This is a genomic window from Streptococcus sp. WB01_FAA12, from assembly GCF_012843315.1.
In the GTDB taxonomy this organism is placed as follows: domain Bacteria; phylum Bacillota; class Bacilli; order Lactobacillales; family Streptococcaceae; genus Streptococcus.
Genome location: NZ_JABAEX010000001.1, coordinates 441,734 through 464,063, shown reverse-complemented (window position 1 = coordinate 464,063; position 22,330 = coordinate 441,734). Strand labels below are relative to the sequence as shown.

General features: G+C 39.9%; 19 protein-coding genes, 2 pseudogenes and 1 other annotated feature. Of the genes and pseudogenes, 17 read left to right on the top strand and 4 right to left on the bottom strand.

All coding sequences use genetic code 11. From position 1 onward, the window contains the following. Nucleotides 1–2: 2 nt before the first annotated feature. Genes HF881_RS02265 through HF881_RS02255 form a run of 3 tightly spaced genes read left to right on the top strand, consistent with a single transcriptional unit; the run spans nt 3 to nt 5,594 of the window. Nucleotides 3–2,162 (top strand): LicD family protein, encoded by a 2,160-nt coding sequence (locus HF881_RS02265; RefSeq protein WP_169446259.1) that lies wholly within the window; start codon nt 3–5, stop codon nt 2,160–2,162. A 57-nt stretch (nt 2,163–2,219) separates the two neighbouring features. Continuing rightward, nucleotides 2,220–3,032 (top strand): LicD family protein, encoded by an 813-nt coding sequence (locus HF881_RS02260; protein ID WP_169446258.1) that lies wholly within the window; start codon nt 2,220–2,222, stop codon nt 3,030–3,032. A 36-nt stretch (nt 3,033–3,068) separates the two neighbouring features. Further along, nucleotides 3,069–5,594, top strand: coding sequence for an MBL fold metallo-hydrolase (locus HF881_RS02255; protein ID WP_169446257.1), 2,526 nt, complete (start codon nt 3,069–3,071; stop codon nt 5,592–5,594). Between the two features lie 49 nt (nt 5,595–5,643). On the opposite strand, the gene HF881_RS02250 is transcribed toward HF881_RS02255, so the two are convergent. After that, nucleotides 5,644–7,122, bottom strand: coding sequence for an oligosaccharide flippase family protein (locus tag HF881_RS02250; RefSeq protein WP_169446256.1), 1,479 nt, complete (start codon nt 7,120–7,122; stop codon nt 5,644–5,646). A 122-nt stretch (nt 7,123–7,244) separates the two neighbouring features. Between HF881_RS02250 and mecA the strand changes: the two genes are divergently transcribed. From mecA to HF881_RS02200, 10 genes are all read left to right on the top strand, one after another. Then, nucleotides 7,245–7,985: an adaptor protein MecA gene (gene mecA, locus HF881_RS02245; protein ID WP_169446606.1), complete on the top strand. Its 741-nt coding sequence runs from the start codon at nt 7,245–7,247 to the stop codon at nt 7,983–7,985. A 148-nt stretch (nt 7,986–8,133) separates the two neighbouring features. Then, the gene (locus HF881_RS02240; RefSeq protein WP_169446255.1) at nt 8,134–9,420 is read left to right on the top strand and encodes a homoserine dehydrogenase; all 1,287 of its coding nucleotides are present in this window, start codon (nt 8,134–8,136) and stop codon (nt 9,418–9,420) included. Between the two features lies 1 nt (nt 9,421). Further along, nucleotides 9,422–10,291, top strand: a complete 870-nt coding sequence (gene thrB / locus HF881_RS02235) for a homoserine kinase (RefSeq protein ID WP_169446254.1) — start codon at nt 9,422–9,424, stop codon at nt 10,289–10,291. Nucleotides 10,292–10,392: 101 nt separating this feature from the next. Further along, nucleotides 10,393–11,331 (top strand): peptide-methionine (R)-S-oxide reductase MsrB, encoded by a 939-nt coding sequence (gene msrB / locus HF881_RS02230; RefSeq protein ID WP_169446253.1) that lies wholly within the window; start codon nt 10,393–10,395, stop codon nt 11,329–11,331. Between the two features lie 60 nt (nt 11,332–11,391). After that, nucleotides 11,392–13,161, top strand: coding sequence for an ABC transporter ATP-binding protein (locus tag HF881_RS02225; protein WP_169446252.1), 1,770 nt, complete (start codon nt 11,392–11,394; stop codon nt 13,159–13,161). Continuing rightward, entirely contained in the window at nt 13,118–14,866 is a 1,749-nt protein-coding gene (locus HF881_RS02220) for an ABC transporter ATP-binding protein (protein WP_169446251.1), read from the top strand. Before HF881_RS02225 ends, HF881_RS02220 begins: the two co-directional genes overlap by 44 nt. Nucleotides 14,867–14,980: 114 nt before the next feature. Then, complete coding sequence (locus HF881_RS02215; protein ID WP_169446250.1) at nt 14,981–16,096, top strand: amidohydrolase family protein; 1,116 nt, start codon at nt 14,981–14,983, stop codon at nt 16,094–16,096. Nucleotides 16,097–16,158: 62 nt separating this feature from the next. Continuing rightward, nucleotides 16,159–16,294, top strand: a sequence feature (ribosomal protein L10 leader region). Nucleotides 16,295–16,332: 38 nt separating this feature from the next. Next, entirely contained in the window at nt 16,333–16,833 is a 501-nt protein-coding gene (rplJ, locus tag HF881_RS02210; RefSeq protein WP_001287274.1) for a 50S ribosomal protein L10, read from the top strand. A gap of 73 nt (nt 16,834–16,906) precedes the next feature. Further along, nucleotides 16,907–17,272, top strand: a complete 366-nt coding sequence (gene rplL, locus HF881_RS02205; RefSeq protein WP_001196969.1) for a 50S ribosomal protein L7/L12 — start codon at nt 16,907–16,909, stop codon at nt 17,270–17,272. Between the two features lie 371 nt (nt 17,273–17,643). After that, a complete protein-coding gene (locus tag HF881_RS02200; protein ID WP_169446249.1) occupies nt 17,644–18,210 on the top strand; it encodes a hypothetical protein in 567 nt (188 codons plus the stop codon). 21 nt (nt 18,211–18,231) lie between these two features. Here the strand turns inward: HF881_RS02200 and HF881_RS02195 are convergent. Then, nucleotides 18,232–18,552 (bottom strand): annotated as a pseudogene (locus tag HF881_RS02195) (NADP-specific glutamate dehydrogenase); the annotation flags it as partial. Here HF881_RS02195 and HF881_RS02190 point away from each other — a divergent pair. The 4 genes and pseudogenes from HF881_RS02190 to HF881_RS02175 form a co-directional block, all read left to right on the top strand. After that, nucleotides 18,533–19,336: pseudogene (locus HF881_RS02190) on the top strand (DUF2268 domain-containing protein); the annotation flags it as partial. The pseudogenes HF881_RS02195 and HF881_RS02190 sit on opposite strands and share 20 nt — an antisense overlap. A 62-nt stretch (nt 19,337–19,398) precedes the next feature. Continuing rightward, nucleotides 19,399–19,749, top strand: a complete 351-nt coding sequence (locus HF881_RS02185; protein ID WP_169446247.1) for an EXLDI protein — start codon at nt 19,399–19,401, stop codon at nt 19,747–19,749. A gap of 213 nt (nt 19,750–19,962) precedes the next feature. Beyond that, entirely contained in the window at nt 19,963–20,967 is a 1,005-nt protein-coding gene (locus tag HF881_RS02180) for an NADP-dependent oxidoreductase (protein ID WP_169446246.1), read from the top strand. A gap of 16 nt (nt 20,968–20,983) precedes the next feature. Beyond that, entirely contained in the window at nt 20,984–21,628 is a 645-nt protein-coding gene (locus HF881_RS02175) for a TetR/AcrR family transcriptional regulator (RefSeq protein WP_169446245.1), read from the top strand. A gap of 22 nt (nt 21,629–21,650) precedes the next feature. Here the strand turns inward: HF881_RS02175 and HF881_RS10385 are convergent, their stop codons facing one another. Further along, nucleotides 21,651–21,833: a hypothetical protein gene (locus tag HF881_RS10385; protein ID WP_206283157.1), complete on the bottom strand. Its 183-nt coding sequence runs from the start codon at nt 21,831–21,833 to the stop codon at nt 21,651–21,653. Next, nucleotides 21,834–22,319: a GNAT family N-acetyltransferase gene (locus HF881_RS02165; RefSeq protein WP_169446605.1), complete on the bottom strand. Its 486-nt coding sequence runs from the start codon at nt 22,317–22,319 to the stop codon at nt 21,834–21,836. Nucleotides 22,320–22,330 lie beyond the last annotated feature (11 nt).

Sequence of the window (22,330 nt, the reverse complement as noted above, 5' to 3'; positions counted from 1 at the left end):
AAATGAATTTTTCAAAAATGGATGAATACTTTGAAAAATCAAAACTATGGATTGCATATCTATTTGTTTTTATTTCGATTTTAAGTATGAGTTCACTGGTTTATAAGGTAGCAAATCCAATCTATAAGGGATTGTCAGCGATTGTTGTACTTTATATTTGCTACACATTGTTGTTTAAGTGGAAACAGATTACAGTAGATCGAAAGTTTTTGGTCTTATTTGGCTTGTTATCTGGGAGTCATCTGCTATCGGCAGTATTCAATCGCTCTGGACATTTGATTGGAAATGTGATTGAAATCCTTTTCATGGTAACCTATGTTTTATTATTTACCATGTTACAATCGGGGCAACTTAAAAAATTATTTGACTGGATTGCCTATACGGTTCAAATTGTATCTTTTTCTTCAGCAATTTTTGCGTTTGGTTTATTGGTAAGTAGAGTCCTTATCCTATTTAAGATTGGCGAACAATCTTATTACTATGGTGTTATGAATGGACGTCTGTGGGGGATTGTCAATCCTAATGCTAGTGCGATATTTTCATACATTAGCATTATTTTGGCTATGTATCTGATCCATAAAGGAAGTAAATATTCTGTATATCTTAAACTGAACAATGTGATTCAATTAGTATACTTTGCTACTATGCAAAGTCGAGGAGCCTTACTTTCTTTACTCCTCATGATTGGGCTTTATAGTTTCTTTGCTACTAGAGGAAGTCTCATTAAACGATTTCTTACTTTTATTGTTGCTAGTTCGCTGGTTACTGCTACCAACATTGGATTAAGCTATGCAACTTCAATTTATATCTCATCTGAAACTGCGACTGTTTTTGACTTAAATAAAGGACAGTCCTACGCTGAGACAGATTCGTCTGTTACCAAGAAGAATGGTGAACTCCATCTAATTGAAACAACACCAAGTGGTAGGACCTATATCTGGAAAAATGCCATCAAGATGGGAAGTGCCAAACCAATTTTTGGTTACGGTGTACGGAATGTCCCAGATTATTACACAGAATATTTCAGTAAATTTGAGATTCAAAACTCCCTTATCGGTGGGAATTTCCATAACATTCTTGTGACCATATTTGTCAGTTCAGGAGTTCTAGGCTTGGTATCCTTCCTTCTTATACTGGCTTATGTCATCAAGCGCTTTTTAACGTATTTGATTGTTTCCAAGAAAAATACCGATAAATTGATCATGATTCTTTTCTTCGGTATCTTGTTTGGTCAATTATTTGAAAGTCAGATTATGTATTCAACCAACTTTATTAATATCATCTTCTGGCTAGCGATTGGCTATGGACTCGTAGTCTGCAAACGAGATGAAGGAGTTCGGTACCAAGAAGTAACAGATGTCAATGAAATTCAACAGATGGAACTTGGAATCATGGAGTACATTCATGAGGTTTGTCAGAAAATTGGTGTCAAGTATTTCCTAGCATATGGAAGTCTAATTGGTGCGGTTCGCCATAAAGGTTTTATTCCTTGGGATGATGACATGGACATCTGCATGCTAAGAGAAGATTATGAAAAGTTGCAAGATTACCTTATCGCTAACCCTGATGAGCGTTACGAGGTCATGTCTCATAAAAATAATCTCAACTATGTCTATCCTTTTATGAAAGTGCAGGATAACCATACCTACTTGCTAGAAGAAGATGTACGAATTGATTCCAATATGGGAATCTATGTGGATATTTTCCCTGTAGATGGTTATGAAGATGATGCGGACTTTAAAAATAAAATGACGAAACTGATAAAGAAACGTCAATTAAGTTGTTACACTTTTAAAGGAATTACCAACACGAAAAGTCTACTGAATTCTTTGATTCGTTATATTTCTGTTGTCATTTTCTATTTCACAAATACGAATAAGTATGTTGAGCAAATTGATGAGCTTGCTAAATCTAGAGCAGTTGCTGACTACGAGCAAGTTGACTATTTGATTTACAAGGATATGAATAAGCCAGTTTGGAAACGTGAGTGGTTAGAACAAGTGATTGTGGGAACGTTTGAAGGCAAGGAATTTATGATTCCAAAACACTACCATGAAATTTTGACCTCTGACTATGGAGATTACATGCAATTGCCCCCTCTTGAACAGAGAGTATCTCACCATGATTTCAAACTGTGGAAAATCACTAAAAGTTCTAAGTAAGCAAATCGCAGTTAAAAATCGTTTAAAAAATTAGTCAAAATTAGGAGAATAGAACGTATGTCTGAGAGAGTTTTAAGTCTTGAAGAAATAAAACAAGTGGAGTTGGATATTTTAAAGTATCTACATGAATTATGTGAACAGCATCAAATTAAATATTTTATTGATTTTGGAACCTTACTAGGAGCTGTCCGCCATAAAGGATTTATCCCTTGGGATGATGATACGGATATTTCTTTGGCGCGAGATGAATTTGAAAAGCTTTATAAGGTTTTAAAAAATGAGAATCATCCCTACTACAAATTGATTTCATTTAGAGAAATAAAAGGCTATCCGTACAGTTATATGCGTGTCCATGATATTAGAACACGTAGAGATGCCAATCTTCTGGACCCGACAGTCGTATTGGGAACTTGTGTTGACATTTTTCCATACGATGGTGTCGTGACGGAGGAAAGTGATTGTAAGAAAATGAAGCTCTATAAACATTTTGTCCGCCTTTCTTCTTTGAATTTCAAAGGAATTAAATCAGAAAATGGGGGGCTAAAAAATCTGCCTCGTTATATTGGATCAGCTATTTTCCGTCTAAGCTCTCCACAAACTTGGAATCAAAAATTAGAGAACCTTGCTTTGAAATATAGTGTAAATCAAGCTACAGATCTTACCTGTACGATATTTGATCCAAGCTTTCCAGAGGGAATCAAAAAAGAATGGCTCTATGATCTGATTGATATGCCATACGAAAACATCGTAGTGAAGGCTCCGAGAAAATACCATGAAATTCTTGTCTACGAATTTGGATCAGACTATATGACTCCACCACCTGTTGAACAGCAGGTTCCAGGAACTGATAAGAATTATTGGATTGATTAGTAAGAGATTGTTTTCATCGAGAAAGGAGTGTTCAAAATGAAGAATAAAGGATTAGTTAAATCAGTCAGTTATAGTTTATTTGCTTTCCTTTTTTTGTTGGTTGGTTTATCGCAACAAGTTGATGCGAACACCATTACTGCTGGTTCAGGTAATCGTATCCATTTCATAAATACTAAAGCAAAATCCGGGAGTGATGCTATCCTTCTGGAAAGCAATGGTCATTATGCCTTGATTGATATGGGGGAAGATTATGACTTTCCTGATGGAAGTGACCCACGCTATCCAAGCCGCTGGGGAATTTCCATGAGAAATTATCAAGTCTTGGAAGACCGTTTGATTCGCCATCTTGATCAGATTGGTGTTAAAAAATTAGATTTTATTTTGGGAACCCATGTACATAGTGACCATATCGGCGGAGCAGATGAGATACTTAATCGTTACCAAGTTGATAAGTTTTATTTGAAAAAATATTCAGATGATCGGATCACAGCGAACTGGGGACTATGGGATAATCTTTTCAATTATGATAATGCTTTGAGAGCAGCTCAAAAACGAGGAGTTACTCTTATTCAGAATATTACAGACGAGGATAGTCACTTTAAATTAGGTGATATGGATATCCAACTCTATAATTATAAGAATGAATATGATGCTGAGGGGAATCTGAAAAAAGTTCTAGATGATAACTCCAACTCTATCGTTTCAGTGGTGACTGTGGCAGGAAAGAGAATCTACCTTGGTGGAGATTTGGATAATGCCGAAGGGGCAGAAGATAAGTTAGGCCCAGTTATCGGCAAGGTTGATATGATGAAATGGAATCATCATTATGATGCGACAATTTCAAATACGATTAATTTTCTTGAAAACCTATCTCCAAAGATGATTATTCAGACAACTGGTGGTGATATTAATGTTGCTTCAACCAGAGAATATCTCCAAAAGAAAAATATTCAAGTTCTCAGAGCTTCTAGTCAAACTCAAGATGCTACCGTTTTTGATATTAGTGATAGCGGATTTGCCAATGTTTCTAATCTCTTCCCGAACATCCCTGTAGTTGACGAAAAATGGTATCAAGAAGGTGGCTACTGGAAATATCGTTTAAGTGACGGGGAAATGGCTATCGGTTGGAAAGAGATTGGCGGAGCCACTTACTTCTTTAATGGAAAAGGGCAAATGCAAGCAGGACGCTGGCTTCACCTTAATGATGATTGGGGAGAAAATGCCAAGGGAAATGACTACTATTTGAACCAAAATGGTAAAATGCAAACTGGTGGTTGGTTCAAGCTGGATGGTCATTGGTATTATATCCAATCAAATGGTGCTAGACGATTTAGTGAGCTTTCTGAAATTGGAGGGAAGAAATATCTCTTTGCAGCAGATGGAAAGATGCTAACAGGAAATCAATTCTTTAATGGCAAGAAGATGTTCTTTAGCGAAAGTGGTGCACTCCAAACAGCAGGTAAACCTTTAACTTGGCAAAAGATTGATTCAGATTGGTATTTCTATGATGAGGATGGGCTACGGACTGTTGGCAAAAAGAATATCAATGGAAGCACGTATTACTTTAATCAAGAAGGTGTGATGCAAACCGGTTGGGCCTTTGTTGATGGTCACTGGAACTATTTTGCAAGTTCTGGAGCTATGAAAACTGGCTGGATCAAGGATCAGGATACTTGGTATTATCTGGATAAAGATGGTATCATGCTCACTGGAAAACAAGATATAAATGGTGTTCGTTACTATTTGAACGCTAGCGGTGCAATGCAAACGGGCTGGAAATGGCTAGAGAATAATTGGTATTACTATGCGAACTCAGGCGCTATGAAAACAGGCTGGATTAAGGATAATGAGAAATGGTATTACCTAAATCAAGATGGTATTATGTTAACTGGAATCCAGACGATTGGCGGTACGCGTTACTATTTGAGTCCTAGTGGTGCCATGCAAACAGGCTGGCAGTGGCTTGATAAACACTGGCATTACTACGCTGACTCAGGGGCTATGAAAACCGGTTGGTTGAAAGAACAAGGAACATGGTATTATCTTGAAGATCAGGAAGGTATCATGTTGGTCGGCTTCCAACAAGTAGATGGTAAGCAGTATTACTTTAGTGCATCAGGAGCTATGCAAACAGGCTGGAAATGGTTTGATAATCATTATCGTTACTTTGAAGCAAGTGGAGCAATGAAAACAGGTTGGATAAAGGATAAAGGAATCTGGTATTATCTCAATCCTGAAGATGGCATCATGTTGGTTGGCCTTCATAAAGTAAATGGTGATCATTATTACTTTGATGACTCAGGAGCTATGCAGACCGGTTGGAAACGACTTGATGGTAATTGGTACTATTTCCAAACAGATGGTTCCTTGTTGAAAAATGCAACTACGCCTGATGGTTATAAGGTAAACGAGGAAGGCATTTGGAGACAGGCTGTTGCTGCTGTAAATGGCGAAGCAGATCAGTCAGAAAAGAAGCAAGAAGCTAATTCCTCTATTGCTGAAGAGCCAAAACAAGATTCAAATCTAGAAGCCAATACTTCTGACAAGAAAGAAAAAGAATAAATAAGAAACACCCTACTGATAAACGCTCGTTTATCAGTAGGGTGTTCTTTTAGTTTCTTTTGATCTTAGCTAGTACTAGGTTCAGTGCATAGTGAAGTGTTTTATCCTTAGTGAGAAAGAGTGTTAAGAGATAGTAGATTCCACAAGTAGCTATGGTAGAGAGAACCATGAGGATCATGTTGAGGTTCACCGTATAGGAACTGATTTGGAAAATCATCTTGAAAATATAGAAGATCGGGATAAATCCAAGGGATATGAGACCATAACGTGTTAAGGTTACAAAAATTTCTTTTAAATTGATTAGTTGGTGTTTCCTAATAAAATGAATTTCTAAGAGAACAACGATGGCTTCCGCAATAATGGTAGTAGCAATATAATACTCAGGGGCAAAAATATTATTGATATACAAGATACAGTTGAAGAGGAGATTTGCTCCACCACCAGCAAAGTAGAAAGCAGTCAAGCGGTTCTCGTGGTCATTGATAAAGATAATTTGCTTACCAAGAATCAATTCAATAGCCCAGATAATGGTTCGAAAGGCGAAAACGCTGGTCACGATACCTGCCTCAAGATACTTTTCAGAAGAGTAGATAACCGTTGCGTACTTTCCCAAAATCATAATCCCAAAACTAGTTGGAATCATGAGAAAATAGAATAATGATGCCGCTTGATTTACAAGATAATTATAAGAATTGTAATCCTTTTTCCCGAGGTAGTAGCCGAGACGTGGAATGCTGACACTGATAGCTCCACTTAAGACACCTGCAATCAGCATAACGATGCTATAGGCAATTGTATAATAAGAAATATAGTTTTCATCTGGTCCCTTGGTGATAAACATTCTATCTAGCAAGGTATAAAGCATATTGGCATTTGCCAAGAGAAGCATAGTAAAGAGTGGTTTAGAAGCCTTAGCTAACTCGATGAAACCAATTTTGACAAAGGAAACTTCTCTCTTGATCCAAAGAAAACTAAGGAGGTAGTTGAGGATAGTGGTCGCTGTCATGACGATAGCGTAGGGAACAATATCATTAGCAGTTTTGACAAAGGCAAAGATGGCGACCAGCATGGTAATCCGAATAATCAATGTCTTGTAAAGGATAAAGGCATAGTTTTCATAGGCCTCATTCATCCATTCGATATTGAGGAATTGGAAGAGTGCCTGAGCTCCTAGGATGTAGTAAAGGACTTTAAGGTTCTCAATGCTGGTGTCAAAGAAGATAAAGAGGAAGTAGATACCAGTCGTCAGAAGAGATGTGAAAACAGAAATATAAAACAGCTTAGAAAAGACATAGTTGATTTTATTCTTGTCGTCCTTAACCTTACTGATAGCACGAATCCCGTAGTTGTAAATACCAAAGGCAGCTAGTGGAATGACAAAGCTGGCCCAGGTATTAGCGGTATTGAAGTAACCGTAGTTGGATTTGCTGAGAATCCGCGTCAGATAAGGGTTGGTTATCAGCGGAAAAACGATATTGAGGATATTGACCAGCAAGCTAGCCAATGCATTAACTTTTATATTTTTCATTGAACTTTCTTTCTTAAATGTAACATTATCTCTAGTATTATATCACATTCCAGCTTCATTCTTTTGATAAAATCCTAAAAATCTAGTATAATAGATAGACTGAAAGTATGAGGTTACTAGATATGAAGATGAAACAAATTAGTGATACAACACTGAAAATCACGATGACTTTAGATGATTTGATGGATCGGGGAATGGAGATTGCAGACTTTCTCGTTCCTCAGGAAAAAACCGAAGAGTTTTTCTATGCTATTTTAGATGAGTTAGAGATGCCCGACAATTTCTTGGATAGTGGCATGCTCAGTTTTCGTGTGACGCCAAAACCAGATAAGGTCGATGTCTTTGTGACCAAGTCTAAGATTGACCAAAACCTAGATTTTGAAGATTTGGCGGACCTGCCTGACATGGAAGAATTGGCCCAAATGTCGCCGGACGAATTTCTCAAAACCTTGGAAAAGAGTATCGCAGAAAAGACCAAGGATGATATTGAGGCCATCCAGTCCCTAGAACAGGTCGAGGCTAAGGAAGAGGAGCAAGAGCAAACAGAAAAGGAAACGGAGAACAAGAAGGAACCTTATATCTACTATATCTTGCGTTTCGCAAATCTTGCTGACTTAGTTGCTTTTGCAAAGACGGTTAACTACCAGATGGAAACATCTGAACTCTATAAGATGAATGGGCACTATTATTTGACAATTTTAGTCGATATTGAAAATCATCCAAGTCCATACCCAGCCTGGCTCTTGGCTCGTATGCGTGAATTTGCTGACGACAGTGATATTAGTCGTTCAGTCTTGCAAGAGTATGGTCGCATCTTGATCAATCACGATGCAGTTCTTGGTCTGCAAAAAATTAATTCATAGTTTTTAGAAATCAAGTTTTACTTATCAGAAAAGACGAATCCCATGATTCGTTTTTTCTTTACTAGGCTGAAATAGTGATTTACTATAATAGGAATTTTCACAAAATTCTGTTATAATGGCTATATCAGAAAATTTCTAGGAGACAAACATGACAGTTAAAATTGCTTTACTTGGATTTGGTACCGTTGCAAGTGGTGTACCATTCCTCCTAAAGGAAAACGGAGAAAAAATCATCCAGTCAGCTCATTCAGAGATTGAAGTAGCCAAGGTATTGGTTAAGGATGAAGATGAGAAGAACCGCTTACTTGCAGCAGGGAATGACTTTAACTTTGTAACCAATGTAGACGATATTTTATCAGACAAGGACATTACTATCGTAGTGGAATTGATGGGGCGTATCGAACCAGCTAAAACCTTTATCACTCGTGCCTTAGAAGCTGGAAAACACGTTGTTACTGCTAACAAGGACCTTTTGGCTGTCCATGGTGCTGAATTGTTAGAAATCGCTAAAGAGCACAATGTTGCACTTTACTACGAAGCGGCAGTTGCTGGTGGAATTCCAATTCTTCGTACTTTGGCAAATTCGCTGGCTTCTGATAAAATCACTCGTGTCCTTGGCGTGGTGAACGGAACTTCTAATTTCATGATGACTAAAATGGTCGAAGAAGGCTGGTCTTACGACGATGCTCTGGCTGAAGCGCAACGCCTAGGATTTGCAGAAAGCGACCCTACAAATGACGTGGATGGGATTGACGCAGCTTACAAGATGGTGATTTTGAGCCAATTTGCCTTTGGTATGAAGGTTGCCTTTGACGATGTAGCCCACAAGGGAATCCGCAACATCACACCAGAAGACGTAGCTGTAGCCCAAGACCTTGGCTATGTAGTGAAATTGGTTGGTTCTATCGAGGAAACTCCTTCAGGTATTGCTGCAGAAGTGACTCCAACTTTCCTTCCTAAAGCACATCCACTTGCCAGTGTGAATGGGGTAATGAACGCTGTTTTTGTAGAATCTATAGGTATTGGTGAGTCTATGTACTACGGACCAGGTGCGGGTCAAAAACCAACTGCAACAAGTGTTGTAGCGGATATTGTCCGTATCGTTCGTCGCTTGAATGATGGTACCATTGGTAAAGACTTTAACGAGTATAATCGTGACTTGGTCTTGGCTAATCCAGAAGATGTTAAAGCAAATTACTATTTCTCAATCTTGGCACCAGACTCAAAAGGTCAGGTCTTGAAACTTGCTGAAATCTTTAATGCTCAAGATATTTCCTTCAAGCAAATCCTCCAAGATGGAAAAGAGGATGACAAGGCGCGTGTAGTGATTATTACTCATAAGATTAATAAAGCACAACTTGAGAATGTTTCATCAGAGTTGGCCAAAGCTTCAGAATTTGACCTCTTGAATACTTTCAAGGTGTTAGGAGAATAGGATGAAGATTATCGTACCTGCAACAAGTGCCAATATCGGGCCAGGTTTTGATTCGGTCGGTGTAGCTGTAACCAAGTATCTTCAAATTGAGGTCTGTGAAGAACGAGATGAGTGGTTGATTGAACACCAGATTGGCAAATGGATTCCACATGACGAGCGTAATCTTTTGCTTAAAATTGCCTTGCAAATTGCGCCAGACTTACAACCGAGACGCTTGAAAATGACCAGTGATGTTCCCCTAGCGCGTGGTTTGGGTTCTTCCAGCTCTGTTATTGTTGCTGGGATTGAACTGGCTAATCAATTAGGTAAGCTCAACTTATCTGACCACGAAAAATTGCAGCTTGCTACCAAGATTGAAGGACATCCTGACAATGTGGCTCCAGCAATTTACGGTAATCTCGTTATTGCAAGTTCCGTTGAAGGTCAAGTCTCTGCTATCGTGGCTGACTTCCCAGAGTGTGATTTTCTAGCTTACATTCCTAACTATGAACTACGCACTCGAGATAGCCGTGGTGTCTTGCCTAAGAAATTGTCTTACAAGGAAGCTGTTGCGGCAAGTTCGATTGCCAATGTAGCCGTTGCGGCTCTGTTGGCAGGAGATATGGTGACTGCTGGCCAAGCGATTGAGGGAGACCTCTTCCACGAGCGCTATCGTCAGGATCTGGTGAGGGAATTTGCGACGATTAAGCAAGTGGCTAAAGAAAATGATGCCTATGCAACCTATCTCTCTGGGGCTGGTCCGACAGTTATGGTTCTGGCTTCTCATGACAAGATGCCCAAGATTAAAGCTGAATTGCAAAAGCAGTCTTTCAAAGGCAAACTTCATGATTTGAAGGTTGATACCCAAGGTGTCCGTGTCGAAACAAAGTAAAGAATAGCAGATAGGATGGGGAAAGTCTCGACTAGGGGGCTGCTTCCTGTCCTTTTTTTGAAAAGAAGTCTAGTTAAAAACTTGATAAAGGAGAAACGAAGATGGCAGAAATTTATCTAGCAGGTGGTTGTTTTTGGGGTTTAGAGGAGTATTTTTCCCGAATTTCTGGAGTGCTAGCAACCAGTGTTGGCTACGCTAATGGGCAAGTCGAAACGACCAATTACCAGCTGCTCAAGGAAACAGATCATGCAGAAACGGTTCAAGTGATTTACGATGAGAAAACAGTATCACTTCGAGAGATTTTGCTCTATTATTTCCGTGTCATTGATCCCTTGTCTATTAACCAGCAGGGGAATGATCGTGGTCGCCAATATCGTACTGGTATTTATTACCAAGATGAAGCAGATATACCGACGATTAATACAGTGGTTCGAGAACAAGAACTCCTCATCGGTCGTAAAATTGCAGTGGAGGTTGAAAAACTCCGCCACTACATTCTGGCGGAAGACTACCACCAAGACTATCTTAAGAAGAATCCTTCAGGTTACTGTCATATCGATGTGACCGATGCGGAGAAGCCATTAGTTGATGCCTCTCACTATGAAAAACCTAGTCAAGAAGTGTTGAAGGAAAGTTTATCTGAAGAATCCTACCGTATCACCCAAGAAGCTGCTACAGAGACGCCATTTACCAATGCCTATGACCAGACCTTTGAAGAAGGAATTTATGTAGACATCACGACGGGTGAGCCACTCTTTTTCGCTAAGGATAAGTTTGCTTCAGGTTGTGGTTGGCCGAGTTTTAGTCGTCCGATTTCTAAGGAATTGATTCATTATTACAAAGACCTGAGTCATGGGATGGAGCGAATCGAAGTTCGTTCTCGCTCAGGAAATGCTCACTTGGGTCATGTTTTCACAGATGGACCTCAGGAGTTAGGTGGCCTGCGTTACTGTATTAATTCTGCTTCCTTACGCTTTGTTGCCAAGGATGAGATGGAAAAAGCAGGATATGGCTATCTATTACCTTACTTAAACAAATAAAACAGAGACGGTGGGCACTTCCCACTTTCTTCATTTCCAGAATAAGAATAGAAGAGATCTATGAAACACTTACTATCTTACTTCAAACCCTACATCAAGGAATCGATTCTTGCCCCCCTGTTCAAGCTGCTAGAAGCTATTTTTGAGCTTTTGGTTCCCATGGTGATTGCTGGGATTGTTGACCAATCATTGCCCCAGAGGGATCAAGGTCATCTTTGGATGCAGATTGGCCTGCTCCTTATCTTTGCAGTGATTGGCGTTTTAGTGGCCTTGATAGCCCAGTTTTACTCAGCCAAGGCGGCGGTTGGGTTTGCCAAAGAACTGACAGACGACCTTTATCGTCATATTCTTTGCCTACCCAAGGATAGCAGAGATCGTCTGACAACTTCTAGCTTGGTGACTCGCTTGACTTCGGACACTTACCAGATTCAGACTGGTATCAATCAATTCCTGCGTCTCTTTTTGCGAGCGCCTATTATCGTTTTTGGAGCCATTTTTATGGCCTATCGCATCTCAGCTGAGCTGACTTTCTGGTTTTTGGTCATGGTTGTCATTTTGACGATTGTCATTGTGGGGCTCTCTCGACTGGTCAATCCTCTCTACAGCAGTCTCAGAAAGAAAACGGACCAACTGGTTCAGGAAACGCGCCAGCAATTGCAAGGGATGCGAGTTATTCGTGCTTTTGGTCAGGAAAAACGAGAGTTACAGATTTTTCAAACCCTTAACCAAGTCTATGCCAGTTTACAAGAAAAGACGGGTTTCTGGTCTAGTTTATTAACACCTCTAACCTATCTGATTGTGAATGGGACTCTCCTTGTTATCATCTGGCAGGGTTATATTTCAATTCAAGGAGGTTTACTCAGTCAAGGTGCTCTGATTGCCCTTATCAACTATCTCTTACAGATTTTAGTGGAATTGGTCAAGCTAGCCATGCTGATAAATTCTCTCAACCAGTCCTACATCTCAGCTAAGCGAATCGAGGAAGTCTTTGCTGAGGCTCCAGAAGATATTCATTCAGAATTAGAGCAAAAGCAAGCTACCAGTAATCAGGTTTTACATGTCCAAGAACTGACCTTTACCTATCCTGATGCGGCCCAGCCTTCTCTGAAAGACATTTCTTTTGATATGACTCAAGGTCAAATACTTGGCATCATCGGGGGAACGGGTTCTGGTAAATCAAGCTTGGTACAAGTTTTGCTTGGACTTTATCCAGTCGACAAGGGGAGTATTGCCCTTTATCGAGATGGGCGTAGTCCTTGTAATCTTGAGCAGTGGCGATCTTGGATTGCCTATGTGCCTCAAAAAGTCGAACTCTTTAAGGGAACCATTCGTACCAACTTGACTCTAGGTTTCAATCAAGAACTAACTGACCAAGAACTCTGGCAGGCCTTGGAGATTGCGCAAGCTAAGGATTTTGTCAGTGATAAGGAAGAACTCTTAGATGCCATAGTTGAGGCAGGAGGGCGAAATTTCTCAGGTGGACAAAAACAAAGGCTGTCTATTGCCCGAGCAGTCTTGCGCCGAGCACCTTTTCTCATCCTAGATGATGCAACCTCGGCCCTCGACACCATTACCGAGTCCAAGCTCTTGAGAGCTATCCGAGAAAATCTGCCAGACACGAGCTTAATCTTGATTTCTCAACGAACCTCGACTTTACAGATGGCTGACCAGATTCTCCTCTTGGAAAAAGGTGAGCTCCTAGCTATCGGCAAGCACGAGGACTTGATGAAAAATAGCCAAGTCTATCGGGAAATCAATGCATCCCAACATGGAAAGGAGGACGAGCATGAGACGACAAACTGCAAACCAGACGCTCAAACGTTTGGCTAAAGACCTTGCAAGTCATCCTTTCCTCCTTTTCCTAGCCTTTCTAGGAACTATTGCCCAAGTTGGCTTATCGATCTACCTACCTATTCTGATTGGGCAGGTCATTGACCAAGTCCTGGTGGCTGGCTCTTCACCAGTTTTTTGGCAGATTTTTATTCAGATGATAGTGGTAGTCATAGGAAATACCCTCGTTCAATGGGCCAATCCTCTCCTCTATAATCGCCTAATCTTCTCTTATACCAAAGACTTGCGAGAGCGAATCATTCATAAGCTCCATCGTTTACCGATTGCTTTTGTGGATCGGCAAGGAAGTGGAGAGATGGTCAGTCGTGTGACCACAGACATCGAACAGTTGGCAGCTGGCTTGACCATGATTTTCAATCAATTTTTCATTGGTGTCTTGATGATCTTGGTCAGTATTCTAGCCATGCTCCAAATTCATCTCCTCATGACCCTCTTGGTCTTGCTGTTGACACCCCTGTCCATGGTGATTTCACGTTTTATTGCCAAGAGATCTTATCATCTCTTCCAAAAGCAAACAGAGACGAGGGGAATTCAGACTCAGTTGATTGAAGAATCGCTTAGCCAGCAGACCATTATCCAGTCCTTTAATGCTCAGGCAGAGTTTATCCAAAGACTGCGTGAGGCCAATGACAACTACGCAAGCTATTCTCAGTCAGCTATCTTTTATTCATCAACGGTCAATCCTTCGACCCGCTTTATCAACGCTCTCATTTACGCTCTTCTTGCTGGAGTGGGAGCCTATCGTGTCATGATGGGGTCCACCCTGACTATCGGTCGTTTAGTGACTTTTTTGAACTATGTCCAGCAGTACACCAAGCCCTTTAACGATATTTCTTCTGTTTTAGCCGAGTTGCAAAGTGCTCTCGCTTGCGCAGAGCGCGTCTATGCTGTCTTAGAAAGTCCTGAGGTTGCTGAAACAGGTAAGGAAGTCTTGACCAGTGACCAAGTGAAGGGGGCTATTTCCTTTAAACATGTTTCTTTTGGATACAATCCTGAAAGGATCTTGATTAAGGACTTATCCACCGATATCCCAGCTGGTAGCAAGGTTGCTATTGTTGGTCCTACGGGTGCTGGAAAATCAACCCTCATCAATCTCCTCATGCGTTTTTATCCCATTAACTCGGGAGATATCTTGCTGGATGGGCAATCCATTTATGATTATACCCGAGCATCATTGAGACAACAGTTTGGGATGGTGCTACAGGAAACCTGGCTCAAGCAAGGAACCATTCATGACAATATTGCCTTTGGAAATCCGGATGCCAGTCGAGAGCAGGTGATTGCTGCTGCCAAAGCAGCCAATGCAGACTTTTTCATCCAACAGTTATCTCAAGGTTATGATACCAAGTTGGAAAATGCTGGAGAATCTCTTTCTGTCGGTCAGGCTCAGCTCTTGACCATAGCCCGAGTCTTTCTAGCTATTCCAAAGATTCTTATCTTAGACGAGGCAACCTCTTCCATTGATACACGGACAGAAGTGCTGGTTCAGGATGCCTTTGCTAAACTCATGAAGGGGCGTACAAGCTTTATCATTGCCCACCGCTTGTCAACCATTCAGGATGCGGATTTGATTCTTGTCTTGGTGGATGGCGACATTGTTGAGTATGGGAGCCATCAGGAACTCATGGCTCGAAAGGGTAAGTATTATCAAATGCAGCAAGCTGCCGCTTTTAGCTTTGAATAAGCCATTCTCTTTTGAAAGTTTATGGACGAAAAAAGTTGCCTTCGGGTGACTTTTTTGTTACAATAGCTAGAAAAATTATTCAATGTAAATTGTCTTATAGAAAAGGAGCCTATAATGAAAGTCTATCGGCATGTAAATATCGTGACTTGTGACCAAGATTTCCATATTTATTTGGATGGTGTCTTAGCCGTTAAGGATTCTCAAATCGTCTATGTCGGTCAAGAGAAGCCAGAGGTTTTAGAGCAAGCTGAGCAGATTATAGACTATCAGGGAGCCTGGATCATGCCTGGTTTGGTCAATTGCCATACTCATTCTGCTATGACAGGTTTGCGAGGGATTCGGGATGATAGTAATCTCCATGAATGGCTCAATGACTACATCTGGCCAGCAGAAGCTGAGTTTACTCCCGACATGACTACCAAGGCAGTCAAAGAGGCAGAAACAACTGCTGAGACAATTGCTAGAACACGAACCATCATAGAGGAAATTTTAGGATATGAAAACCCAAATTTCAAGGTTATGGTAGCCCCACATTCTCCGTATAGCTGTAGTAGAGACTTGCTGGAAGCGAGCTTGGATATGGCAAAAGAGCTGGACATTCCCATCCATATCCATGTAGCGGAGACCAAGGAGGAATCAGGAATTATCCTGAAACGCTATGGCAAACGCCCCCTCGCCTTTCTAGAAGAACTAGGTTACTTAAATCATCCGTCTGTCTTTGCTCATGGGGTAGAGTTAAACGAGCGGGAAATTGAACGTTTGGCAACTTCTCATGTGGCTATCGCCCATAATCCTATTAGTAACCTCAAACTAGCCTCAGGGATTGCTCCAATCATCCAACTCCAAAAGGCTGGAGTTCTAGTTGGTATTGCGACTGATTCGGTTGCTTCCAATAACAATCTTGCTATGTTTGAGGAAGGACGGACAGCCGCTCTCCTACAGAAGATGAAGAGTGGAGATGCCAGCCAATTTCCTATTGAAACAGCCCTCAAAGCTCTGACGATAGAAGGTGCTAAGGTTCTAGGAATGGAAAAGCAGATAGGAAGCCTAGAAGTCGGTAAGCAAGCAGATTTTCTGGTCATCCAACCACAAGGGAAAATCCATCTCCAACCTCAGGAAAATATGCTGTCCCACCTCGTTTATGCAGTCAAATCCAGTGATGTTGATGATGTTTATATCGCTGGAGAACAGGTGGTTAAGCAAGGCAAAGTTTTGACAGTAGAGATTTAAAAAAATTTCAAAAAAAGTTTGCAAAAATCTTGCATTCTTTTTTTGTCTATGCTATACTTATATACGGTTTGAAAAAACTGCCTAAGACAGTAGGGGAGCTCGACTCATAAAAATCCTACCGAGGACAAAACGTATCATGTAAAAAGAAGCGTATTGTACTTTCGTGTCTAGGTTTGGGCGCGTTTTTCTTTTGGAAAAATTCCCCAAGCAAAATAATTACGGAGGTGAACACACTAATGAGTGAAGCAATTATTGCTAAAAAAGCGGAACTAGTTGACGTAGTAGCTGAAAAAATGAAAGCTGCTGCATCTATCGTCGTTGTAGACGCTCGTGGTTTGACAGTTGAGCAAGATACAGTTCTTCGTCGTGAGCTTCGTGGAAGCGAAGTTGAGTATAAAGTCATTAAAAACTCAATCTTGCGTCGTGCAGCTGAAAAAGCTGGTCTTGAAGATCTTGCATCAGTATTTGTTGGACCATCTGCAGTAGCATTTTCTAACGAAGATGTTATCGCACCAGCGAAAATCTTGAACGACTTTGCTAAAAACGCTGAAGCACTTGAAATCAAAGGTGGTGCAATCGAAGGCGCTGTCGCATCTAAAGAAGAAATCGTTGCTCTTGCAACTCTTCCAAACCGCGAAGGACTTCTTTCTATGCTCCTTTCTGTACTTCAAGCGCCAGTGCGCAACGTTGCTCTTGCAGTCAAAGCGGTTGCAGACAACAAAGAAGACGCAGCTTAATCTTAAGCTACGCAGCGTAGCCTAGCTACGGAAAAACTATTATAAATTTAAAACATATTTGGAGGAAATAACAATGGCATTGAACATTGAAAACATTATTGCTGAAATTAAAGAAGCTTCAATCCTTGAATTGAACGACCTTGTAAAAGCTATCGAAGAAGAATTTGGTGTAACTGCGGCTGCTCCTGTAGCTGTAGCTGCTGCTGGTGGCGCTGAAGAAGCTGCTAAAGATTCATTTGACGTTGAATTGACAGCTGCAGGCGACAAGAAAGTCGGCGTTATCAAAGTTGTACGTGAAATCACTGGTCTTGGACTTAAAGAAGCTAAAGAACTTGTTGATGGTGCACCAGGTGTCATCAAAGAAGGCGTTCCAACTGCAGAAGCAGAAGAAATCAAAGCTAAATTGGAAGAAGCTGGAGCTTCAGTTACTCTTAAATAATAGAGCGACTACTTTAGTAGCTTAAAAACATGATTAAACCGCTATTCTTAGGAGTAGCGGTTTTTCTTTATAATTGAAAAGAGAAAATTTATAAAGTGTCTCCAGTTGTTCCATAAGATTTTCATCATAAAGTTCTGGAGTTTGATTAGAGAACCATGTCAATCAAACTCCAGCGCTCGATAAAGCGATGATGTATCTGTGGAAGGAGATTATGTTTGCTAAGGTATTTTTTGCAGAAATAGTGGTACAATATCCTTAGAATAGTTCAAAATTTATCTTTGCTAGGGGAAAGGGAGATTGAATTCCCTGATGCATCCGTCTTAGTATGGGATTAATGTTCTATAAAAAGAAATGTTATAAAGGTGATATTGATGGAAAGATATGAATTTACAGCGACAACAGCAAAATCAGATATAATAATTGGTATCCTTTTTCCCATGTTCCTCATGCTTCCTGTATTGGGAATACAGTTGGCTATATTCTATTTAAAACTGAATGATTTTTTTAAATCACAACCTCTTTTTCTTTATACGATAGTATTAGTGTTTTTTGGTATTAGTTTTCTTTTAATTAAAAAAATACAAGGTAGTCTAGTGAAGAATTTTGTCGTAGAATTATCTGGAAGAAATATTGGGATTTGGTGTAATGGAAAGGAGATTGTATCAGGAGAAGTTATTTTCTGTAGGATAAAAAATAAGGAGCCTAAACTGGGGGCGAGAGCCTTAAATGTAGACATAGACACCAAGGGGAATAATATTAAATTTCGAGTTCGGTCTAAGGAATATGAAAATTTATCATCTTCTACTTGGAATCCTCTCGGGACAAGCAAACCCTCTGATGTAGAAACGTTATTATCTTTGGGCAAAAAAATAAAAAATGCTATGGAAGAAGAAGTTTTGATAGAAGATGAAGCTTCAAAAAAACCTCGATCGTTTTGATTGAGGTTTTTAGCATATTTCTTAGACAACACCTTGTGCAATCATAGCATTGGCTACATTTTCAAAGGCAGCGATATTTGCTCCTGCAAGGTAGTCAGTACCAAGACCGTAAGTTTCAGCGGTTGTTTTAGCTGTGTTAAAGATATTGGTCATGATGTCTTTGAGGCGGCCGTCAACTTCTTCACGAGTCCATGAGAGGCGAAGGCTGTTTTGGCTCATTTCAAGAGCAGATACAGCAACACCACCAGCGTTGGCTGCTTTTGCTGGTCCGTAAAGGAGACCATTTTCTTTGTAGACTTTGATAGCATCTAGGTCACTTGGCATGTTGGCACCTTCTGATACGAAATACCAAACTCAACATATTCCTCTGAAAGCCAAGTATCTCGGAGGTTTTGATGCTCTATTTCTACTTGGCTTTATGAATCTGTTGCCCGCAACTCTCTCGGAAAAGGATAGACCAGCTATCGACTCTCTGAGCTCTGATCAACTCTGGCAAGATTGTCAGGATACTATCAAGAGGAGTATAGATCTTTTTAAGCAAGCTGGCTATGACTTAGAGGTTGAGGATTACCATTTTACTATTTTACTGGGCAATCCAGAAAAACCTATGCTACAGCTTAATAAGGGATACAGTGGAGATGGAGGAATTCCAGGATACCTCATGCTTAGTCTGTTGCCGAATGACTATACTTTACCACGTGTGCAAGCCGCGTTGGCTCACGAGTACAACCACAATGTTCGCTTCCAATTTATCAAATGGAACCAACAGACAACACTAGCAGACTGGGTAGTCAGTGAAGGATTAGCAGAGTCTTTTGCTGCTGAGCTCTATGGTAAAGAGCTCATCGGATCCTGGGTCACTTCAACTAGTTCCGAGGAGATTAAGCCCATCATCTCAAGTCAGCTTCAGCTAACAGGGATGGCGGAAATGGCTCCTTATCTTTACGGTGATGAAATAGCTGAGATACAGGGTCAGATACTAGTTGGAATGCCCTATGCTGCGGGCTATGCTTATGGTTATCATCTGATACAAGCCTATCTGAAAAAGACTGGTAAGAGCATTATTGCGGCTACTGTGACACCAACGGAAGAGATTTTAGAGGTGACTAAAGATTTTTGGAAATGACACTTTTGCTTGAAAATCTTCCAGAGTCTGATATAATGAAAGTAATTTTTGGAGGTGACTATATGCACTATAAAAGAGTTGAATTAAAAGTCACAAATCAAGGTGTCCATGAGCGTAAGATTTTTCAAGGTGTTAAGATTTTTAGTCGCAGTAAATTGTCCAAAGATCAGAAAAGCATTCTAACACAGAAGCAAAATATTGTTTACTATCAACGAACAGATATCAATTATGAGCAGAATTGGCAACATCATAAGGACTATTACGAACTAGCTTATGACCAGTTGGACAGAGAGACTGTTTTTAAGTTTTGTCAAGACTTTGACGAACTAAGTCCTTTTCTGGAGAATGAGCTACTGGATAAGCTAAAAGAAAAGCAGTCAACAGGCAAATTTTTTGAAAAATTAGATATATAAAAATCCGGCTGCTATTATAAGCAGTCGGATTTCTTTGAGTTATAGTTTGATAATCTTTCATAAGGAAAAATAGATCTATTTTTATCATGAACAGCTAACTTAGTTAGAACTTTTGGAAACAGTATAGTTGACATCTATGGGGAATAAGCATATAATTAAGAAAAATGATTGAGTGCTCACTCAATTTTTTTAGATGTGTAAGGAGTTCATACAATGGTTGTTCAAACAATACAATATAGTCGTTTCGGTGATGAAGAAGTGTTAGATTTAGTGAACATTAAATCTGATTCTTTGAAAGTGAATCAAGTTAGGGTAGAAGTTTATGCAGTTGGTTTAAATCCTATTGATTATAAAACTTTTGAGGGTGCAAAGCCACTTCGTTTTCTATCTTTTATGACGAAACTAAGGAAGCCAAGTCATTGGTTTGAGTCAAAATCATCTCTTTTTCCAAGAGGTATTGGTCGGGATTTTGCTGGAGTTATCACAGAAGTTGGTGAAGGAGTAAGTCGGTTTGCAGTAGGGGATAAGGTTTTTGGAACAATGATCAGTGACCCTGGATTAGGCACCAAGAGGGGAGCTTTGGCAACAGAAATTTGTGTCAATGAATCAGAAATTGTGTTGAAGCCAGAGATGATTGATATGAAGCATGCAGCTACTATGGGTGTAGCCTCTCTAACTGTGGGAGGTGCTTTTAGAAAGATTGAGCTAAACTCTAAAGATGTTGTAGTTATTTCAGCAGCAGCAGGAGGTATTGGAAGTATCGCAGTACAGTATGCGGTTGCTAAAGGTGCGATAGTTATTGGAATTGCGAGTAAGAAAAATTCAGATTATCTGAAGTCTTTAGGTGCTATACCGGTAGCCTACGAAGAGAACATCCAGAATGCTCTTCTATCAGCAAGTGCAAAGCCAATTACAAAATTCTTGGATTGCTATGGAAGTGATTATGTTAAATTGGCTTTCAGTTTGGGATTGAAGGGCACGGCTATTGGAACGCTAGTACCTTCACCATATGTTATGATAAAAGGTGCCCAGTTCACGGGTCCGAGACATTCCACATATGATGATTTGAACACTCTAGCAGAAATGGTCTCAGGCGGGAAGATTCGGCTGAATATTGATCAGGTTTATAATTTTTCTCTAAAGTCTGTTAGAGAGGCATATCGTAGTCTGAAGTCGGGACACACTCGAGGTAAGAAAGTTGTAAAAGTAAGAGAGTAGAAGAGAGGTGCTAGTAATGGAAAGTTTAGAAGAAAAGTATGCTCAGACATTAGAAAATAGCAACTTAAGTTTAAAACAACGTCAAGTATTATTATCAAGTCTAAAGTTATTTTCAGAAATTGGCTTTGAAAATACAACAGCCAGCCTTATTTCTAAGGAGGCTGGAGTTTCAGAAGGGACAGTTTTTAGTTACTTTAAAACTAAGGAAGGCATCTTAGAAGCAATTTTATCGACTTTTCTTAAGCAAGTTATTCCAGATGTGATTGCTGATTTTTCTGAGAAGAAATTTACAGCAAACCAAGAGTCTTTTCCGCTATTTTTAAGAATCATTGTTCGAGATAGACTAGTCTTTATTCAGGAGAATCAAATGCAAGTTAAAATTCTCTTGAGCCGTTCTTTTATTGATAAAAATATTTCTGATCAGTTAGGGAATGTTATTGTTCACTCTATCATTAAGCCAATTAGTCCAGTTCTGAATCAGTTTAAAGAAAATGGTGTTATCCGAGATTGGTCAAATGAAAGAATCGTTCGTTATATTTTAGCTTTGAGTCTTTCTTATGCTCTTCCAATGATGTTGAATAATAATGAGGAGCTAGACATAGATGAAGCAGTAAATGAAATAGTTGAATGCCTGTCTTTTGCCTTAGTAGAAGTAAAGTGAATTTTGATTTTTAAGCTTACTATTAAAAATAGTGAGCTTTTTTAAAACCAATATAAAAATCCCCAATCAGAGCGATTGAGGATTGAAAAATAAATTGAAACAATACCTTAACTATCATAGCCTTGGCTACATTTTTAAAAGTTGTTTTAGCTGTGTTGAGGGTATTTGTACTGATGCCCTCAACTCGACCAGAGTATATTGACATCTATTCATCTGATAAGAGGGATTTTATCATCCAGATATTCATAGCTGGGTGGCCGGCGGCGTTAGTAAGTGGTTGTTGCAATGCTGTAAAACCATAGTGCTGATAGATAGCCACAGCCGTAGCCAGTTCAGTAGAGGTTTCTAGATAAAGCTGTTCATAACCAGCTAGACGGGCTTCCTGGAATATCCGCTTTATCAACCGGCTGGAATAACCTTTGCCACGACTGTTTTTAGTGACATACAGTTTTTGTAATTCAGCAATCTTATCGGACACAGGTGCAAAGCCACCACAGCCAACCAGCTGTCCTTCATCTTCCAGAACAAAGTAAGCTGCTCTCTCTTGATGTTGATAATAGTCGGCCAAATGATCTAGATGAGAATCAAAGTAGACAGTTCCTGGTTTGTCAAGCCCGAATTCTTCTAGGCTAGCTCGAATGAGTTGTGCTACAGCTGGATTGTCTCTTACTTCCATTGGCCGTAAGTTCATCATTTGTTCTC

Excerpts from the sequence above, each read along its gene's own strand:
- HF881_RS02165 (WP_169446605.1), bottom strand. The coding sequence starts at position 22,319 with ATGAACTTACGGCCAATGGAAGTAAGAGACAATCCAGCTGTAGCACAA.
- mecA (WP_169446606.1), top strand. The coding sequence starts at position 7,245 with ATGAAGATGAAACAAATTAGTGATACAACACTGAAAATCACGATGACT.
- thrB (WP_169446254.1), top strand. The coding sequence starts at position 9,422 with ATGAAGATTATCGTACCTGCAACAAGTGCCAATATCGGGCCAGGTTTT.
- HF881_RS02215 (WP_169446250.1), top strand. The coding sequence starts at position 14,981 with ATGAAAGTCTATCGGCATGTAAATATCGTGACTTGTGACCAAGATTTC.
- HF881_RS02260 (WP_169446258.1), top strand. The coding sequence starts at position 2,220 with ATGTCTGAGAGAGTTTTAAGTCTTGAAGAAATAAAACAAGTGGAGTTG.
- HF881_RS02225 (WP_169446252.1), top strand. The coding sequence starts at position 11,392 with ATGAAACACTTACTATCTTACTTCAAACCCTACATCAAGGAATCGATT.
- HF881_RS02200 (WP_169446249.1), top strand. The coding sequence starts at position 17,644 with ATGGAAAGATATGAATTTACAGCGACAACAGCAAAATCAGATATAATA.
- msrB (WP_169446253.1), top strand. The coding sequence starts at position 10,393 with ATGGCAGAAATTTATCTAGCAGGTGGTTGTTTTTGGGGTTTAGAGGAG.
- HF881_RS02250 (WP_169446256.1), bottom strand. The coding sequence starts at position 7,122 with ATGAAAAATATAAAAGTTAATGCATTGGCTAGCTTGCTGGTCAATATC.
- rplL (WP_001196969.1), top strand. The coding sequence starts at position 16,907 with ATGGCATTGAACATTGAAAACATTATTGCTGAAATTAAAGAAGCTTCA.
- HF881_RS02220 (WP_169446251.1), top strand. The coding sequence starts at position 13,118 with ATGAGACGACAAACTGCAAACCAGACGCTCAAACGTTTGGCTAAAGAC.
- HF881_RS02185 (WP_169446247.1), top strand. The coding sequence starts at position 19,399 with ATGCACTATAAAAGAGTTGAATTAAAAGTCACAAATCAAGGTGTCCAT.
- rplJ (WP_001287274.1), top strand. The coding sequence starts at position 16,333 with ATGAGTGAAGCAATTATTGCTAAAAAAGCGGAACTAGTTGACGTAGTA.
- HF881_RS02175 (WP_169446245.1), top strand. The coding sequence starts at position 20,984 with ATGGAAAGTTTAGAAGAAAAGTATGCTCAGACATTAGAAAATAGCAAC.
- HF881_RS02255 (WP_169446257.1), top strand. The coding sequence starts at position 3,069 with ATGAAGAATAAAGGATTAGTTAAATCAGTCAGTTATAGTTTATTTGCT.
- HF881_RS10385 (WP_206283157.1), bottom strand. The coding sequence starts at position 21,833 with ATGTCAATATACTCTGGTCGAGTTGAGGGCATCAGTACAAATACCCTC.
- HF881_RS02180 (WP_169446246.1), top strand. The coding sequence starts at position 19,963 with ATGGTTGTTCAAACAATACAATATAGTCGTTTCGGTGATGAAGAAGTG.
- HF881_RS02265 (WP_169446259.1), top strand. The coding sequence starts at position 3 with ATGAATTTTTCAAAAATGGATGAATACTTTGAAAAATCAAAACTATGG.
- HF881_RS02240 (WP_169446255.1), top strand. The coding sequence starts at position 8,134 with ATGACAGTTAAAATTGCTTTACTTGGATTTGGTACCGTTGCAAGTGGT.